General features: G+C 58.3%; 14 protein-coding genes, 1 tRNA gene and 2 rRNA genes (1 of these 17 cut by a window edge). 13 read left to right on the forward strand and 4 right to left on the reverse strand.

Translation table 11 applies throughout. The annotated features are described in order from the left end of the window. The 12 genes from BVG79_RS00735 to BVG79_RS00790 form a co-directional block, all read left to right on the forward strand. A 23S ribosomal RNA gene (locus BVG79_RS00735) occupies positions 1-2,510 on the forward strand; it begins 327 nt to the left of the window's first position. A gap of 72 nt (positions 2,511-2,582) precedes the next feature. Beyond that, positions 2,583-2,697 (forward strand): 5S ribosomal RNA (gene rrf, locus BVG79_RS00740). Between the two features lie 45 nt (positions 2,698-2,742). Then, positions 2,743-2,819, forward strand: a tRNA-Met gene (locus tag BVG79_RS00745). 292 nt (positions 2,820-3,111) lie between these two features. Continuing rightward, on the forward strand, positions 3,112-3,882 hold the full coding sequence (locus tag BVG79_RS00750; RefSeq protein WP_236951381.1) for a GntR family transcriptional regulator: 771 nt from the start codon (positions 3,112-3,114) through the stop codon (positions 3,880-3,882). 108 nt (positions 3,883-3,990) lie between these two features. Continuing rightward, positions 3,991-4,476 carry a GNAT family N-acetyltransferase gene (locus BVG79_RS00755; RefSeq protein WP_236951382.1) on the forward strand — a complete coding sequence of 162 codons (486 nt, stop codon included), beginning with the start codon at positions 3,991-3,993 and terminating at the stop codon, positions 4,474-4,476. Positions 4,477-4,491: 15 nt separating this feature from the next. Beyond that, positions 4,492-5,514 carry a glycoside hydrolase family 3 N-terminal domain-containing protein gene (locus BVG79_RS00760; protein ID WP_085785217.1) on the forward strand — a complete coding sequence of 341 codons (1,023 nt, stop codon included), beginning with the start codon at positions 4,492-4,494 and terminating at the stop codon, positions 5,512-5,514. A gap of 42 nt (positions 5,515-5,556) precedes the next feature. Continuing rightward, positions 5,557-7,224 carry an ABC transporter substrate-binding protein gene (locus BVG79_RS00765; protein ID WP_085785218.1) on the forward strand — a complete coding sequence of 556 codons (1,668 nt, stop codon included), beginning with the start codon at positions 5,557-5,559 and terminating at the stop codon, positions 7,222-7,224. A gap of 71 nt (positions 7,225-7,295) precedes the next feature. Continuing rightward, positions 7,296-8,273: an ABC transporter permease gene (locus tag BVG79_RS00770; RefSeq protein WP_085785219.1), complete on the forward strand. Its 978-nt coding sequence runs from the start codon at positions 7,296-7,298 to the stop codon at positions 8,271-8,273. Positions 8,274-8,277: 4 nt separating this feature from the next. Next, positions 8,278-9,165, forward strand: coding sequence for an ABC transporter permease (locus BVG79_RS00775; protein WP_198167862.1), 888 nt, complete (start codon positions 8,278-8,280; stop codon positions 9,163-9,165). Beyond that, on the forward strand, positions 9,162-9,980 hold the full coding sequence (locus tag BVG79_RS00780; RefSeq protein ID WP_085785220.1) for an ABC transporter ATP-binding protein: 819 nt from the start codon (positions 9,162-9,164) through the stop codon (positions 9,978-9,980). Before BVG79_RS00775 ends, BVG79_RS00780 begins: the two co-directional genes overlap by 4 nt. Further along, on the forward strand, positions 9,977-10,894 hold the full coding sequence (locus BVG79_RS00785; protein WP_085785221.1) for an ABC transporter ATP-binding protein: 918 nt from the start codon (positions 9,977-9,979) through the stop codon (positions 10,892-10,894). Before BVG79_RS00780 ends, BVG79_RS00785 begins: the two co-directional genes overlap by 4 nt. A 42-nt stretch (positions 10,895-10,936) precedes the next feature. After that, positions 10,937-11,818, forward strand: coding sequence for an alpha/beta hydrolase family protein (locus tag BVG79_RS00790; protein ID WP_085785222.1), 882 nt, complete (start codon positions 10,937-10,939; stop codon positions 11,816-11,818). Positions 11,819-11,849: 31 nt separating this feature from the next. On the opposite strand, the gene BVG79_RS00795 is transcribed toward BVG79_RS00790, so the two are convergent. The 4 genes from BVG79_RS00795 to BVG79_RS00810 are packed head-to-tail and all read right to left on the reverse strand — an operon-like array spanning position 11,850 to position 14,457. Next, complete coding sequence (locus tag BVG79_RS00795; RefSeq protein ID WP_085785223.1) at positions 11,850-12,242, reverse strand: VOC family protein; 393 nt, start codon at positions 12,240-12,242, stop codon at positions 11,850-11,852. A 1-nt stretch (position 12,243) separates the two neighbouring features. Then, positions 12,244-13,077 (reverse strand): S-formylglutathione hydrolase, encoded by an 834-nt coding sequence (gene fghA, locus BVG79_RS00800; RefSeq protein ID WP_085785224.1) that lies wholly within the window; start codon positions 13,075-13,077, stop codon positions 12,244-12,246. Continuing rightward, the gene (locus tag BVG79_RS00805) at positions 13,077-14,186 is read right to left on the reverse strand and encodes an S-(hydroxymethyl)glutathione dehydrogenase/class III alcohol dehydrogenase (RefSeq protein WP_085785225.1); all 1,110 of its coding nucleotides are present in this window, start codon (positions 14,184-14,186) and stop codon (positions 13,077-13,079) included. The genes fghA and BVG79_RS00805 overlap by 1 nt, the downstream gene beginning before the upstream one ends. A 10-nt stretch (positions 14,187-14,196) precedes the next feature. After that, the gene (locus BVG79_RS00810; RefSeq protein WP_085785226.1) at positions 14,197-14,457 is read right to left on the reverse strand and encodes a metal/formaldehyde-sensitive transcriptional repressor; all 261 of its coding nucleotides are present in this window, start codon (positions 14,455-14,457) and stop codon (positions 14,197-14,199) included. Between the two features lie 114 nt (positions 14,458-14,571). On the opposite strand from BVG79_RS00810, the gene BVG79_RS00815 reads away from it, so the two are divergent. Beyond that, complete coding sequence (locus BVG79_RS00815; RefSeq protein WP_085785227.1) at positions 14,572-15,207, forward strand: TetR/AcrR family transcriptional regulator; 636 nt, start codon at positions 14,572-14,574, stop codon at positions 15,205-15,207. The last annotated feature ends 3 nt before the right edge of the window (positions 15,208-15,210 follow it).

A 15,210-nucleotide genomic window follows, 5' to 3' on the forward strand; every position in this document is an offset into this window, starting at 1 on the left:
AGAACGGTCTGGAAAGGCCGGCCACAGCGGGTGACAGCCCCGTATAGGAAGCTCAATTTGACGCATTAAGTAGGGCGGGACACGTGAAATCCTGTCTGAAGATCGGAGGACCACCTTCGAAGGCTAAGTACTCCTTACTGACCGATAGCGAACCAGTACCGTGAGGGAAAGGTGAAAAGCACCCCGACGAGGGGAGTGAAACAGTACCTGAAACCGGACGCCTACAAGCAGTCGGAGGGACCTCGAGTCCTGACGGCGTACCTTTTGTATAATGGGTCATCGACTTGGTCTCACAAGCAAGCTTAAGCCGTTAGGTGTAGGCGCAGCGAAAGCGAGTCTTAATAGGGCGAATGAGTTTGTGGGATCAGACCCGAAACCAAGTGATCTAGCCATGACCAGGATGAAGGTTGGGTAACACCAACTGGAGGTCCGAACCCACACCTGTTGAAAAAGGTCGGGATGAGTTGTGGCTAGGGGTGAAAGGCCAATCAAACTTGGAGATAGCTGGTTCTCTGCGAAATCTATTTAGGTAGAGCGTCAGACGAATACCCTCGGGGGTAGAGCACTGGATGGGTAATGGGGTCCCACAGACTTACTGATCCTAACCAAACTCCGAATACCGAGGAGTAATATCTGGCAGACACACGGCGGGTGCTAACGTCCGTCGTGAAGAGGGAAACAACCCTGACCTACAGCTAAGGCCCCTAATTCATGGCTAAGTGGGAAAGCAGGTGGGACGACCAAAACAACCAGGAGGTTGGCTTAGAAGCAGCCATCCTTTAAAGATAGCGTAACAGCTCACTGGTCTAATTAAGTTGTCCTGCGGCGAAGATGTAACGGGGCTCAAGCCATGAGCCGAAGCTTAGGGTGTGCATTTATGCACGCGGTAGCAGAGCGTAGTGTGACATAGCGCAATGCCTCTTCAGTCTTCGAAAGAAGATTTTGGAGGCAAGGCGCTTTCTGTGAAGCCGGGCTGTGAGGCATCCGGTGGAGAGATCACTAGTGAGAATGATGATATAAGTAGCGACAAAGAGGGTGAGAGACCCTCTCGCCGAAAGTCCAAGGGTTCCTGCTTAAAGCTAATCTGAGCAGGGTAAGCCGACCCCTAAGGCGAGGCCGAAAGGCGTAGTCGATGGGAAGCAGGTTAATATTCCTGCGCCAGGAGATGGTGACGGATCTCAAAGGTAGTTCAGTCTTATCGGATTGATTGGGCTGCTCAGAGGTCCCTGGAAATAGCCCTCCATAAGATCGTACCCTAAACCGACACAGGTGGACTGGTAGAGAATACCAAGGCGCTTGAGAGAACTATGTTGAAGGAACTCGGCAAAATACCTCCGTAAGTTCGCGAGAAGGAGGCCCGTTCAGTAGGCAACTATTGGGCGGGGGCACAAACTAGGGGGTGGCGACTGTTTACTAAAAACACAGGGCTGTGCGAAGTCGTAAGACGACGTATACAGTCTGACGCCTGCCCGGTGCTGGAAGGTTAAAAGGAGAGGTGCAAGCCTTGAATTGAAGCCCCAGTAAACGGCGGCCGTAACTATAACGGTCCTAAGGTAGCGAAATTCCTTGTCGGGTAAGTTCCGACCTGCACGAATGGCGTAACGACTTCCCCGCTGTCTCCAACATAGACTCAGCGAAATTGAACTGCCCGTGAAGATGCGGGCTACCCGCGGTTAGACGGAAAGACCCCATGCACCTTTACTCCAGCTTCACATTGGCATCAGGCCAAGCATGTGCAGGATAGGTGGTAGGCATTGAAACAGAGACGCCAGTCCCTGCGGAGCCATCCTTGAGATACCACCCTTGCTTTGCTTGATGTCTAACCGCGGTCCGTTATCCGGATCCGGGACCCTGTGTGGTGGGGAGTTTGACTGGGGCGGTCGCCTCCCAAAGTGTAACGGAGGCGCGCGAAGGTTGGCTCAGACCGGTCGGAAATCGGTCGTCGAGTGCAATGGCATAAGCCAGCCTGACTGCGAGACTGACAAGTCGAGCAGAGACGAAAGTCGGCCATAGTGATCCGGTGGTCCCGAGTGGAAGGGCCATCGCTCAACGAATAAAAGGTACGCTGGGGATAACAGGCTGATGATGCCCAAGAGTCCATATCGACGGCATCGTTTGGCACCTCGATGTCGGCTCATCTCATCCTGGGGCTGGAGCAGGTCCCAAGGGTATGGCTGTTCGCCATTTAAAGAGGTACGTGAGCTGGGTTTAGAACGTCGTGAGACAGTTCGGTCCCTATCTTCCGTGGGTGTAGGATACTTGAGAGGAGTTGCCCCTAGTACGAGAGGACCGGGGTGAACGGACCACTGGTGGACCAGTTATCGTGCCAACGGTAGTGCTGGGTAGCTATGTTCGGACAGGATAAACGCTGAAGGCATCTAAGCGTGAAGCCCCCCTCAAAACAAGGTATCCCTGAGGACCGTGAAAGACCATCACGTCAATAGGCTAGAGATGTAAGTGCAGTAATGCATTCAGTTGACTAGTACTAATCGTCCGATAGGCTTGGTTTGATCCAGAAATAGCTCAACCAAATCAAAAATCATACATAACAGTATACTTGAACAAAAATGCTTCTTTCCCGGTCTGGTGGATATAGCTCTTGCAAAACACCCGATCCCTTCCCGAACTCGGAAGTTAAGTGCAAAAACGCTGATGGTACTGCGACTTAAGTCGTGGGAGAGTAAGTCACCGCCAGACCTGATAAGAAGCATATCTCTCTCTATATACAAAAAATCCAAACAACGCGGGGTGGAGCAGCCCGGTAGCTCGTCAGGCTCATAACCTGAAGGCCGCAGGTTCAAATCCTGCCCCCGCAACCAACAAATCCTACACTTTCCGCAACCTCCCCTAAAACGGAGGTCTTTTGATGCACAGACATCAGGTCCGCATTCAGGCTCAAAGCCAGAATAATGCCGGACAAGACAGCGAACAATCATCGAGCTGAGGCTTGAGCACCCATTGGTGCAGGTCGAGAAATCGAACGACGCGCGGATGGGTTTGACGCGCGAAGAGTATAGAGCCCTGCGCACCCCTAGCGCCAGAAAATACTATTCTTGCTGTATCATGGTATTATACTGGACCTATATTTGGCTTTGATCTTGCAGGGGCATAGTGGAAGACCAGATCGCGACCCAACCGCGCCTTCTTGCTGATCGCATTGCTGCTGCCCTCGCGCAGGACGCGGGCGAGGACCCGCTTTATCGCCGTTTGGCGCGGGCCATGCGCCTCCTCATCGCGGCGAGCGAGATGAAAAACAACGACAACCTGCCCTCCGAGCGACGCCTCGCCGAAGTCACAGGGCTGTCGCGGGTGACAGTACGAAAGGCGCTGACAGCTTTGGCCGAGGAAGGCATCATCGGTCGGCGCGCCGGGGCGCGTGCGCATGTCGTGAAAGATATCGACCAATCGCTCTCGGTGCTTATCGGGTTTACGGCTGATATGCGACGGCGCGGGGCTGATGGCCGCTCGATCCTGCTGTCGCAAGATGTCGGGCTCCCGACCCCTGACGAGGTTATTTTGTTAGGGATATCACCGACCGACAAGGTCATGCGGTTGTCGCGGGTGCGGCTGGCCGAGGATGAGCCGCTGGCGATCGAACACGCGGTGGTGCCCGCTAATGCCGTGGGTGATGGGGTCATTGGGGCCTCGCTGTATGACAGGTTGCGGCAAAATGGTTTTCGTCCGTTTCGTGCTTTGCAGCGACTGCGGGTCGGGCTGGCCGATGCGGAGGAGGCGAGGCAGTTAGGCGTGGCGCCGGGCAGTCCTATTATGCGAATCGAGCGTCACGCCTTTTTGGAAAACGGCCGTCCGATCGAAGTTACCAGATCCAGCTATCGTGGGGATCGCTACGACTTTGTCGCGGAAATGCAGATAGATGAATAGGCAACAAGCGGTCGTAGGCAGGCTGGTATTAATCCGGTATTGTCTCGGCACGGCTTTGCCGCGTAAGGATGTGGAACTTCATCCGTCTGGGGGGACATGAAGATGGATATGCTGGTGAATCTTTACGCGCGTCCGCTCGAGGGGTTGGCGGCGCGTGTGGCTGGCCTTGCTGCGCAGGGCATCACCATTCGCCGTGCTTTGCCGCCCGAAATGCACTTGCTGCAAGACTGGGTGGCCACGCATTTCAGCGCCTATTGGGTCAGCGAGCTGACCGTCGCGATGGCGCATCAGCCCCCCGGCTGCTGGATCGCGGTCGAGAATGGGGCCTTGGTGGGCTTTGCTTGCCACGATGCGACGGCGCGCGGCTTCTTCGGGCCGACGGGGGTTTCGGCTGACCATCGCGGCAAGGGTATCGGGCTTGGGCTGCTGTATCACACGTTGATGGCGATGCGCGCGCAGGGCCATGCCTATGCCATTATCGGTTCGGTGGGGCCTGCGGATTTCTACGCCCAAACTGTCGGGGCGATGCCCATTCCTGCGGACGATGCCGGCATTTATCAGGGCCTGCTGCGCCGCCCCGAAACCACTGCCTAAGAAAAGAGACCACATATGACCACCACGCCGCTTGCGCTTTGTATCGGTATGCCGGGAACCACGCTGAGCGCGGATGAAGTCGCGTTTTTGCGCGATGCGAACCCTTTTGGGCTGTTCGTGTTCAAGCGTAATTTGGAGACGCCCGATCAGATCCGCCGCCTGACAGCGCAGTTCCGCGAGGCTGTTGGCCGTGATGACGCGCAGGTCTTCGTCGACCAAGAAGGCGGGCGCGTCACGCGTCTGGATAACGGCAATTGGCCGCTATTCCGCCCTTTGGCCGATTTTGGTGCTTTGGCCCACAAAGATATGGAACTGGCCCAGCATGCCCTGCGCCTGTCGACGCTTGCGATGGGTACGATGCTGGCGGATTTGACGTTGAACAGTGGTGCGTCGCCAGTGGTGGATTTGCGCCGCGATTACACGCACGGCGTGATGGGCCACCGCGTTTTGGATGGCGACCCTGCCATCGTCAGCGCGCTGGGGCGCGTTATCGTCGATGCGTTGCTGGAAACCGGCCAACTGCCGATGATCAAGCACATCCCGGGCTATGGCCATGTCGAGGTCGACCCCCATCTAGAGTTGCCTGTTGTGAATGCGTCGTTGGACGATATGCGGGCCAGCGACTTCCTGCCGTTCTTGGCGCTGAAAGATTCGCCTTGGGCCATGGTCGCGCACACACTTTATACGCAGATCGACGCCGAAAATGTTGCAACCCAGTCGCCTGCCATTTTGTCGCTGATCCGGAACGAGCTAGACTACGACGGCGTGCTGATCAGCGATTGCATCACAATGGATGCCTTGTCGGGCACTTGGCCCGAGCGTGTGGCCCGCGTCTTGGGGGCAGGCTACGATATTGCCCTGCAGTGCCAAGGCGAATTGTCGGATTATGTCGCCTCGGCCAATGTCTCTCGGCCGCTGAGCGCGGAAACGATGGCCCGTATCACACGGGGCACAGCGCTGCTGGGCGATACGCATGTCGATGTCTGGCAAACGCATGCCGAAGTCGAAGATATGTTCAAATCTGCTGGTGCTCTTTAACGCGCACCAAACCCATTAAAGAACCAACAGGAGAGTGACATCATGAAGAAAAATCATTTGTTGTCCGCGCTTTCGGCGGCTGCTCTTGCGGCGGGGCTGACCACAGCAGCCCCCGTTTCGGCCGAGGCGATTTTGTCGCTGAACGCCGAAGCAGCAACCACATGGGTCCGGAACTTCAACCCCTTCGCGCAAACCACGTCGCGCTATACGACGATGGATTTCATTTACGAACCCTTGGTCGTCTTTAACCGCCTGCAGGGCGGCGCGGCCCACTACCGTCTGGCCGAAAGCTATGAACTGGCCGACGATCTGATGTCGATAACCTTCAAGCTGCGTGATGGGCTGAAGTGGTCGGACGGTGCGCCGTTCACCGCGGATGACGTCGTTTTCACCTTTGACTACATCAAAGAAAATCCGGCGCTCGACTTCATCTCGGTCTGGGGCGATCTGACCTCGGTTGAAAAGGTCGACGAGACATCGGTGCGGTTCAACCTGAACAAGCCCAACTCGCTGATTGCCAACACGATCGTCGAAATGCCGATCGTCCCGCAGCACATCTGGTCGGAAGTCGCCGATCCGGTCACGTTTGCGAACGAAAGCCCCGTGGGTTCGGGCCCGATGACCGAGATCACGCGCTTTACCCCCCAAGTCTACGAGCAGTGCCGCAATCCCCATTATTGGGATAACGACAGCCTGTTCGTTGACTGCATCCGCATGCCGCAACTGGCTGACAACCAGCAACTGCTGGGCGCGCTGAATGCCGGCACGGTGGAATGGGCGACCAGCTTTGTGCCGGACATCGACAATTCCTTCGTCTCGACCGACCCCGAGAACCACAAATACTGGTTCACGCCGTCCTCGCTGGTGTCGTTCCAGCTCAGCTTTACCGCACCCGACGAAAACAACCGCAAGGCGTTTAACGACATCAACTTCCGCCGCGCCCTGAGCATGTTGATCGACCGCCAGACGATCATAGACATCGCGGGTTATGGCTATCCCGTTGTGAACGAAGACCCCTCGATGCTGGGCGAGCTGTACAAAGCCTTTGCAAACCCCGAGGTCGAGGCCCAATTCGGTCAATATGGCCGCTTCGATTTTGACGCCGCCATCGCGCTGCTGGACGAGGCAGGCTATGTCGACGCCAACGGTGACGGCTTGCGCGACAACCCCGATGGCACGCCGATTAATATCGACATCAACGTGCCCAGCGGTTGGACCGACTGGATCGACGCCGTGCAGATCGCGATGGAAACGCTGACCGAAGCGGGCCTGAAAGTGTCAATGAGCACGCCCGATTCCGCCGTTTGGGGTGCCGATCTGATTGCGGGGAATTATTCGATGACGCTGAACGCGCTGGCGTCGGCTTCGAACCCGTATTTCCCCTATCGCCAGACCTTTAACCCCGAAGACTTCGGCAAAAGCCGCTTTGCCGCGCCGCATTGGTCGGACGAGCGTCTGATGGATCTGCTGAACACCTATACCACCATCAAGGATGCCGATCAGCAAAAGGCGATCATGGACGAGATTCAGCTAATCGTGGCCGAAGCACTGCCGATTATCCCCGTCTACAACAGCCCCGCGTTCTTTGAATATAATACTAAGAACTTCACGGGTTGGTTCGACGCGGATAATCCGGTTGCATCGCCCGTCGTATCGCGCGTGAACCGTACGCGTCTGCTGCAGCTGCTGGCCCTGCGTCCGGTGGAATAACCCACCTGCGGGTGGTAATTGGGGCGTGCCGTTGGGCGCGCCCCCTTTTTCTCGATTGAAATGGGGTTCTCATGGCCTTTTTGTTGCGACGGCTGATGTTTTACCTCGCGGCTTTTCTAGTTGCGGCGACCATCAACTTCTTTCTGCCGCGGATGATGCCGGGGGACCCGATTGACATCATGTTCTCTAGCGCGGGATCCAGTCTGACGCTGGAAAATCTGAATGCGCTGAAGCTGACGTTCGGCTTTATCGATGCGCCGCTGGGGCAGCAGTATCTGGCCTACTTGCGTAGTGTGTTCACGGGCGATCTGGGCATGTCGATCAAGTACTTCCCGATGCCGGTGTCTGAACTGCTGGGCCGTTCGCTGATATGGACGGTTTCACTGGTGGGGATCGCCACGGTGATCAGCTTTATCCTTGGCACACTGCTGGGCGTGATGGCTGCGTGGAAGCGCGGGTCTCGGTTTGATTCCGCCGTCTCGCTTTTGGCCATCTTTGCTACGTCGATCCCTGCGGTGGTTGTGGCGCTGCTGGTGCTGTTCGTCTTTGGCTACGAGTTGCGCTGGTTCCCCAACGGTTATGCCGCCGATCCGCTGATCGACCCTGCCTTTAGCTGGCAGTATATCCAGTCCGTTCTGTACCACGGGACGCTGCCGCTGGTGACGCTGGTCTTTGTGCTGACGGGCGGCTTTTTGGTCACTATGCGCAACAATATGATCAACCTGCTGGGCGAGGATTACATCGTCATGGGCCGCGCCAAGGGCTTGGCCGAACGTGATGTGATGCTGTGGTATGCCGCGCGCAACGCGCTGCTGCCAACCGTATCCAACCTTGCCATTGCGCTGGGAACAGTCCTCAGCGGATCGTTGGTGGTCGAGGTGGTGTTCAACTACCCTGGCCTTGGCAACACGCTGTATCAAGCCATTTTGGCCCGCGACTATCCGGTGATCCAAGGGCAGCTGCTGATTATGACGGGTGCCATGCTGGTCGCGAATTTCGTGGTCGACCTCAGCTACGTGCTGCTTGACCCGCGTCTGAAGAAGGCCTGATCTGATGGATGTTTTGAAAAAACTCTGGCAGAACAAAAAGGTTCTGATCGGTTTGGCGATTGTCGGGACGCTGGTCTTGATGGCCATTTTCGCGCCCTTGCTGACCGAATACAGCCCGACCCGCCGTGTCGGGCGTCCGCACCAGCCGCCATCATGGGATCACATCATGGGAACCACCCGTCTGGGCCATGATGTGTTTACGCGATTCCTTTACGGCGCGCGGACATCGCTGATGGTGGGTCTTGGTGCCGGCATTCTGATTACCGTCATCGGGACCTTTTTGGGGATTCTGGCAGGCTATAAGGGCGGCTGGATTGACGAAGTCATCAACTTCTTCACCAATATGGTGCTGGTCGTGCCAAACCTGCCGCTGCTGTTGGTGCTGGCTGCGTTTATCGGGCAAGTGAACCCGTGGGTTATCGCACTGATCTTGGGCTTTACGTCATGGGCGTGGGGGGTGCGGGTTACCCGTGCCCAGACCCTGTCGATCCGCGAGCGTGACTTTGTGAAGTCTGCCGAGATGTTGGGCGAACCCGCTTGGCGCATCATGTTGTTCGAGATTTTCCCGAACCTGATTTCCATCGTCGGCATCAACTTCATCGGCAGCGTGATTTTCGCCGTCATCACCGAAGCCACGCTGGAGTTTTTGGGCCTTGGCGACCCTAATACCGTGTCGTGGGGCATCATGCTTTATAACGCGCAAAACGCCTCGGCGCTGGTTGTCGGCGCGTGGTGGGATCTGCTGGCACCCTGCTTTGGCTTGGCGGTGCTGGGCCTTGGGTTGGCGCTGATCAACTTTGCCATCGACGAGATGGCTAACCCGCGGCTGCGGACCGGCACCATTCTGGGCCGCTGGTTCGGCCTTGTCCGCGCAGGCGAGGGCAAGCTATGACCGATCCCGTATTGTCGATCCGCAATCTGACGATTGATTACATCGGGCAGACCAGCGACTTCCACGCCGTGAAAAACGTCAGCTTCGATGTTGGTCGGGGCGAGTTTTTTGGGCTGGCGGGGGAATCGGGCTGCGGCAAAAGCACGATCGCTTTCGCCGTCAGCCGGCTGCACCGCCCGCCAGCGCTGATCCGCAAGGGCAGCCAGATCCTGCTAGAGGGCCGCGATGTCCTGCAGTTGGATAACAAAGGCTTGCGCGATTTCCGCTGGCGCGAGGTTGCGATGGTATTCCAAAGCGCCATGAACTCGCTGAACCCTGTTCTGACCATCGGGGATCAGTTCCATGATGTGCTGCATGCCCACGCTGGGATGACGCGTGCCCAATCGCGCGCCCGCGCGGCAGAATTGTTGGCGCTGGTCGATATTCCCGCCCATCGGCTGGATGCCTATCCGCATCAATGTTCGGGCGGCATGCGGCAGCGCATCGTGATTGCGATCTGCCTGGCGTTGAACCCCAAATTGCTGATCATGGATGAACCCACGACTGCGTTGGACGTTGTGGTGCAGCACGAGATTTTGCAACGCATCAATGTCTTGCGCAAAGAGTTGGGCTTTTCGGTTCTATTCATCACCCACGATCTGGGCTTGATGGTGCAGGTCAGCGACCGCATTGGCATCATGCTAGAGGGCGAGCTGGTCGAGGTGGGCGAGGCTCAGACCATCTACAACGCCCCGCAGCACCCCTATACCCGCCGTCTATGGGCGGCGATGCCGCGCTTGCACGGTGCCCGACTGCGTCAGGAGGCTGAACAATGACGACCCTTTCGGATCAGCCTGTTCTGGCCTTGCAGAATGTTTCAAAGACATTCGGCAGCAAGGAAAACCCGATCTACGCGGCCCGCGATATCAACTTCGGCCTCTATCCGGGCCGGACGTTGGCGCTGGTCGGAGAATCAGGTTCGGGCAAAACCACTGTCGCGCGCTTGCTGATGCGGGAATATATCCCTGACGCGGGTCAGTTGACGTTCCGTGGTGCCCCGGTGCAGGGGGCAAGCAAAGCCAGCCTGCGGGCCTATCGTAGCGCGGTGCAAATGGTGTTTCAGGACCCGTTTTCGTCCCTGAATCCCACGCGCACGATCCATCACCACCTATCGCGCCCGCTGCACCTGCATCGCCCCGATCTGGATCGTAAGGGGCGCGAGGCCGCGATTATCGACCTGCTCGCCCGTGTGCAGCTGGACCCCGCGCGCGTGTTGCACAAGTTCCCGCACGAGCTATCGGGTGGTATGCGTCAGCGTATCAGCATTGCACGGGCCTTGGCCGTGAACCCGCAGGTGATTGTGGCAGACGAGCCGACCTCGATGCTTGATGTATCGGTGCGGCTTGGCATTTTGAACCTGCTCAATGACATGAAGTCCGAGCTGGGGCTCGCGCTGCTCTATATCACCCATGATATCGCAACAGCGCGATTTGTGGCCGAGGATATCATGGTCATGTATGCGGGGCAGGTTGTTGAATGGGGCGATATGGACAGTGTTCTGACCAATCCGCAGCACCCCTACACGCGTTTGCTGTTGGCGGCGGTGCCCGACCCTGACCGCCGGATAGATGCCGCTGCCCCCCAGAACGAACTGGCGCGTGTCGAGGATATCCGCGCGGCATCCGCACGTGTACAAACCGAGGTGCAGCAGATTGCGCCCAACCATTTTATCCGTAAAATCAATCTATAAGACTCGGGGTTTCACCCATGCATCCGACAGTGGAGTGTTTTTATGGATCGAATGATAAAGACCGGCGTCGCAGCTTTTGCGGCGCTGGCCATGACGGCTGCAGTCGCGCAGGCTGAGATGCGCGAAACGGTGGTGAACATCCCTTCGCAGGGGGTGAATATGGTGGGCACACTGGCACTGCCCGATGTAGAAAACCCGCCGGTGGTGCTGATGTTCCACGGCTTTGGCGGTGTGCGGGACGAATTGGAAATCCCCAGCGAGGGCAAAGGCATCTTCGCCTATACCGCCGCCGCGCTGGCCGATGCGGGCTTTGCCTCGCTGCGAATAGATTTTGTCAAATCGGGCGATAGCGATGGGGACTTTGCCGATACCACGCTGGAGGGGCAGGTCGGCGACGCCCTGACCGCCTATGCGTGGTTGAAGGATAATGATACAGTCAGCGATGCCATCTACCTGATCGGTTGGAGCCAAGGCGGTTTCGTCGCGGCGACAACCGCCGGCCGTTTGGCCGCGCAGGGCGACGCGCCGCAGGCTGTGGCCCTGTGGGCCGCTGTCGCGGAACCCGAACCGACCTTCCGCGCTTTGCTTGGCCCAGATTTGTTCGACGCTGGTCTGGCCGCAGGGGATGAGCCTGTTGTAGCGACCATGCCTTGGGGTAATCAAATCGCGCTGAAGCGCCCGTTCTTTGAAAGTGTGGTTGCTGCCAAACCGCTGCAGGAAATCCTGCCCTACACCGGCCCGCTGCTGGTCGCACACGGCACGACAGATGTGATTGTCCCTTACGATGCGCAACAAAAATACATCGACGCGCATCAAGGCGATGAAATCGCCTTTACCCGCGAGATGGACCACGGGTTCGATATCTATAATGATACCAGTGATTTGGACGATATGATCGCCGCGACGATCGACTGGTTCAAGTAAATGCAAATGGCGCCCCGCAGGGCGCCATTTTTTAGTAATCACCGCCCGATTGGATGACCTCGATCTGATAGCCATCGGGGTCGGCGATAAAGAAGAACTGGGCAATCACCTCGCCGCCGGGGGCGAAATCGACCAGCTTACGCGGGGCATAACCGAACGCGGTCAATCGCGCATGTTCGGCCGGCAAGTCATCAACCACCACAGCCAAATGGCCATAGCCGTCCCCCAGCGCGTAGGGTTCGGTGCGACCCTTGTTGATCGTCAGTTCCAGCTGAAAGCCCGTTTCAGCGTTTTCCAGATAGACCAGCGTGAAATCTGCAAAATCCAGACGGCGGGCGACTTTCAGGCCAAAGGCCGCATCATAGAACGCGACGGATTTCGCCTCGTCCAACACGCGGATCATTGAATGAACCATTTTGGCCATTTCAGGCTCCTTTCAGGGCGGCAGCGTGATGGGCGATGTGATCGCCGATGAAGCTGCTGATGAAATAGTAGCTATGGTCATAGCCCGGCTGCATCCGAAGCGTGACGGGGTGGCTGTGGCGCTCGGCCTCGGCCACGAAAACATCGGGCTTCAACTGGCTTTCAAGGAAGTCGTCCGCGCTGCCTTGGTCGATCAGCACGGGCAAACGCTCGGTGGCATCGGCCAGCAGGGCGGTCGCGTCATAGGCGGCCCAAGCGCTGCGATCGGGGCCGAGGTAGCCGGTGAAGGCCTTTTCGCCCCACGGCACCTGACTGGGCGCGACGATGGGCGAAAACGCCGACACTGCTTTGTAGCGGCCGGGGTTGCGCAGCGCGATGACCAGCGCGCCATGCCCACCCATCGAATGACCCATGATGCTGCGGGCATTCGATACAGGGAAATGCGCCTCGATCAGGGCGGGCAGTTCGTTGGTGATATAGTCATACATCTGGAAATGCGTGGCCCACGGGGCTTGGGTGGCGTTCAGGTAAAACCCGGCGCCTTGTCCCATGTCATAGGCGGGGTCGTCGGCCACATTCGTGCCACGCGGGCTGGTGTCGGGGGCGACAATAGCGACGCCGTGCTGGGCGGCAAAGGCCTGCGCGCCCGCTTTGGTGATGAAGTTCTGTTCGGTGCAGGTCAGCCCCGACAGAAAGTAGATCACCGGCACCGGCCCGTCTTCGGCCTGCGGGGGCAGGTAGACTGCGACGTTCATGTCGCAGTTCAAGCTGGTGGCATGGTGGCGCCAAACCTCTTGGCGACCACCTGCTGCGATATGCTGTTCGATGCGTTCCATTAGAAATGCACGACCGAGCGGATCGACTTGCCTTCATGCATCAGATCGAAGGCCGCGTTAATCTCGTCCAGACCCATGGTGTGGGTGACGAAGGGCTCCAGCTCGATCTCGCCACTCATCGATTGCTCGACCATGCCGGGCAGTTGGCTGCGGCCTTTGACGCCGCCAAACGCGGTGCCCATCCACTTGCGGCCCGTAACCAGTTGGAACGGACGGGTCGAGATTTCCTGCCCCGCGCCTGCAACGCCGATGATGACCGACTGGCCCCAGCCGCGATGCGCACATTCCAGCGCCGCGCGCATGACATTCACGTTGCCGATGCATTCGAACGAATGGTCGACGCCCCAGCCGGTCATTTCAACGATGACTTGCTGGATAGGCTTGTCGAAATCCTTGGGGTTCACGCAGTCGGTCGCGCCGAATTGGCGGGCCAGATCGAATTTGCTCGGGTTGGTATCAACGGCGATGATGCGGCCAGCCTTGGCTTGGCGCGCGCCTTGGATCACAGCCAGACCAATCCCGCCCAGACCAAAGACAGCCACGCTGTCGCCTTCTTGCACCTTGGCGGTGTTGTGGACGGCGCCGATGCCCGTGGTCACGCCGCAGCCCAGCAGGCAGACGTGTTCGGGGTTGGCGTCGGGGTTAATCTTGGCCAGCGAAACCTCGGCCACGACAGTGTATTCGCTAAAGGTCGAACAGCCCATGTAGTGGTAGATCGGCTCGCCGTTATAGCTGAAGCGGGTGGTGCCGTCGGGCATGACGCCCTTGCCTTGGGTGGCGCGTACGGCTGTGCACAGGTTGGTCTTGCCCGATTTGCAGAACAGGCACTCGCCGCATTCGGCGGTATAAAGCGGGATGACGTGGTCGCCGACGGCGACCGATGTGACGCCCTCGCCAACCTCGACCACAACGCCCGCGCCCTCATGGCCTAGCACGCAGGGGAAGATCCCCTCGGGGTCGTCGCCCGACAGGGTGAAGGCGTCGGTGTGGCAAACGCCGGTGTGGGTGACCTTGATCATCACTTCGCCCTTTTTGGGGGCAGCGACGTCGATTTCAACGATTTCCAGCGGCTTTCCGGGCCCGAAGGCGACAGCGGCACGAGATTTCATGGCGTTTCCTTTATTTCAAATAGCGGCGCACCAGCGCCAGCAAGTCGTCGGCTTTGCCCTCGCCCGTAGGCGCGGCGAATTCTTCGCGGATATGGCTTTCCAGCACTTCGGCCATCAGCCCGTTGATGCCGCCACGCACGGCGGCAATCTGCTGCAAGATGGGGCCGCAGTCGCTGCCTGCCTCCAGCGCGCGGGCCAAGGCCTCGCATTGCCCCTGAATCCGGTGCAGGCGCGTCAGGGCGCGCTTTTTGTCTTCGGGGCTGCTGGGCATGGCGCATCCTTGGTCTATACTGGGGTATAGTATATCCGGCGTATTTTTGGCCGCAACCCCCGCTGATTTGGCGCACGGGCTTGAATATATAGACGACCGGTCTATTTTTGATGAATGGAACAACAACACCTGACCCCCAAAGCCACCGCAACGCGGTTGAATATCGTCAAAACCGGCGAGGCGCTGGTGCAGCACAAAGGCTTCGCCGCCTTGGGCCTGCAAGAGATTTTGAAAGCCGCAGGCGTGCCGAAGGGGTCGTTCTACCACTACTTCCCCTCGAAAGAGGCGTTCGGGGCCGCGCTATTGGCTGACTACAACGCCAGCTACGCCGCGCGATTCGACCGCCTGCTGTCCGACCCCGCCGAGGCTGGCCGCAGCCAGTTGCTGCGCTATCTAGATGCCTGGATCACCGATCCTGACGACCCGCAAAAGTCCGGCTGGGCCGAAGGCTGCCTTGTCGTCAAACTCTCGGCCGAGGTCGCCGACCTGTCCGAGGATATGCGCCTTGTCCTGAGTGACGGGGTAGGGCGGTTGATTGCCCGCATGGCCGCGATGATTCGCGTTGGGCGACAAGATGGGTCGTTGCAAGACGGTCCCGATGCCGATGCCTTGGCGCAGGTTCTTTACCAAATGTGGCTGGGTGCGGCGCTGCTGTCGAAAGTCACCCGATCGGCTGCACCGATGCAGGGCGCACGGGCCGCCACGTTACAACTTCTTGCCTGCCCCGCAGGCCCTAAAACCGAAAGGTAATCC

Origin of the sequence: Ketogulonicigenium robustum (genome assembly GCF_002117445.1) — a bacterium.
Lineage (GTDB): Bacteria > Pseudomonadota > Alphaproteobacteria > Rhodobacterales > Rhodobacteraceae > Ketogulonicigenium > Ketogulonicigenium robustum.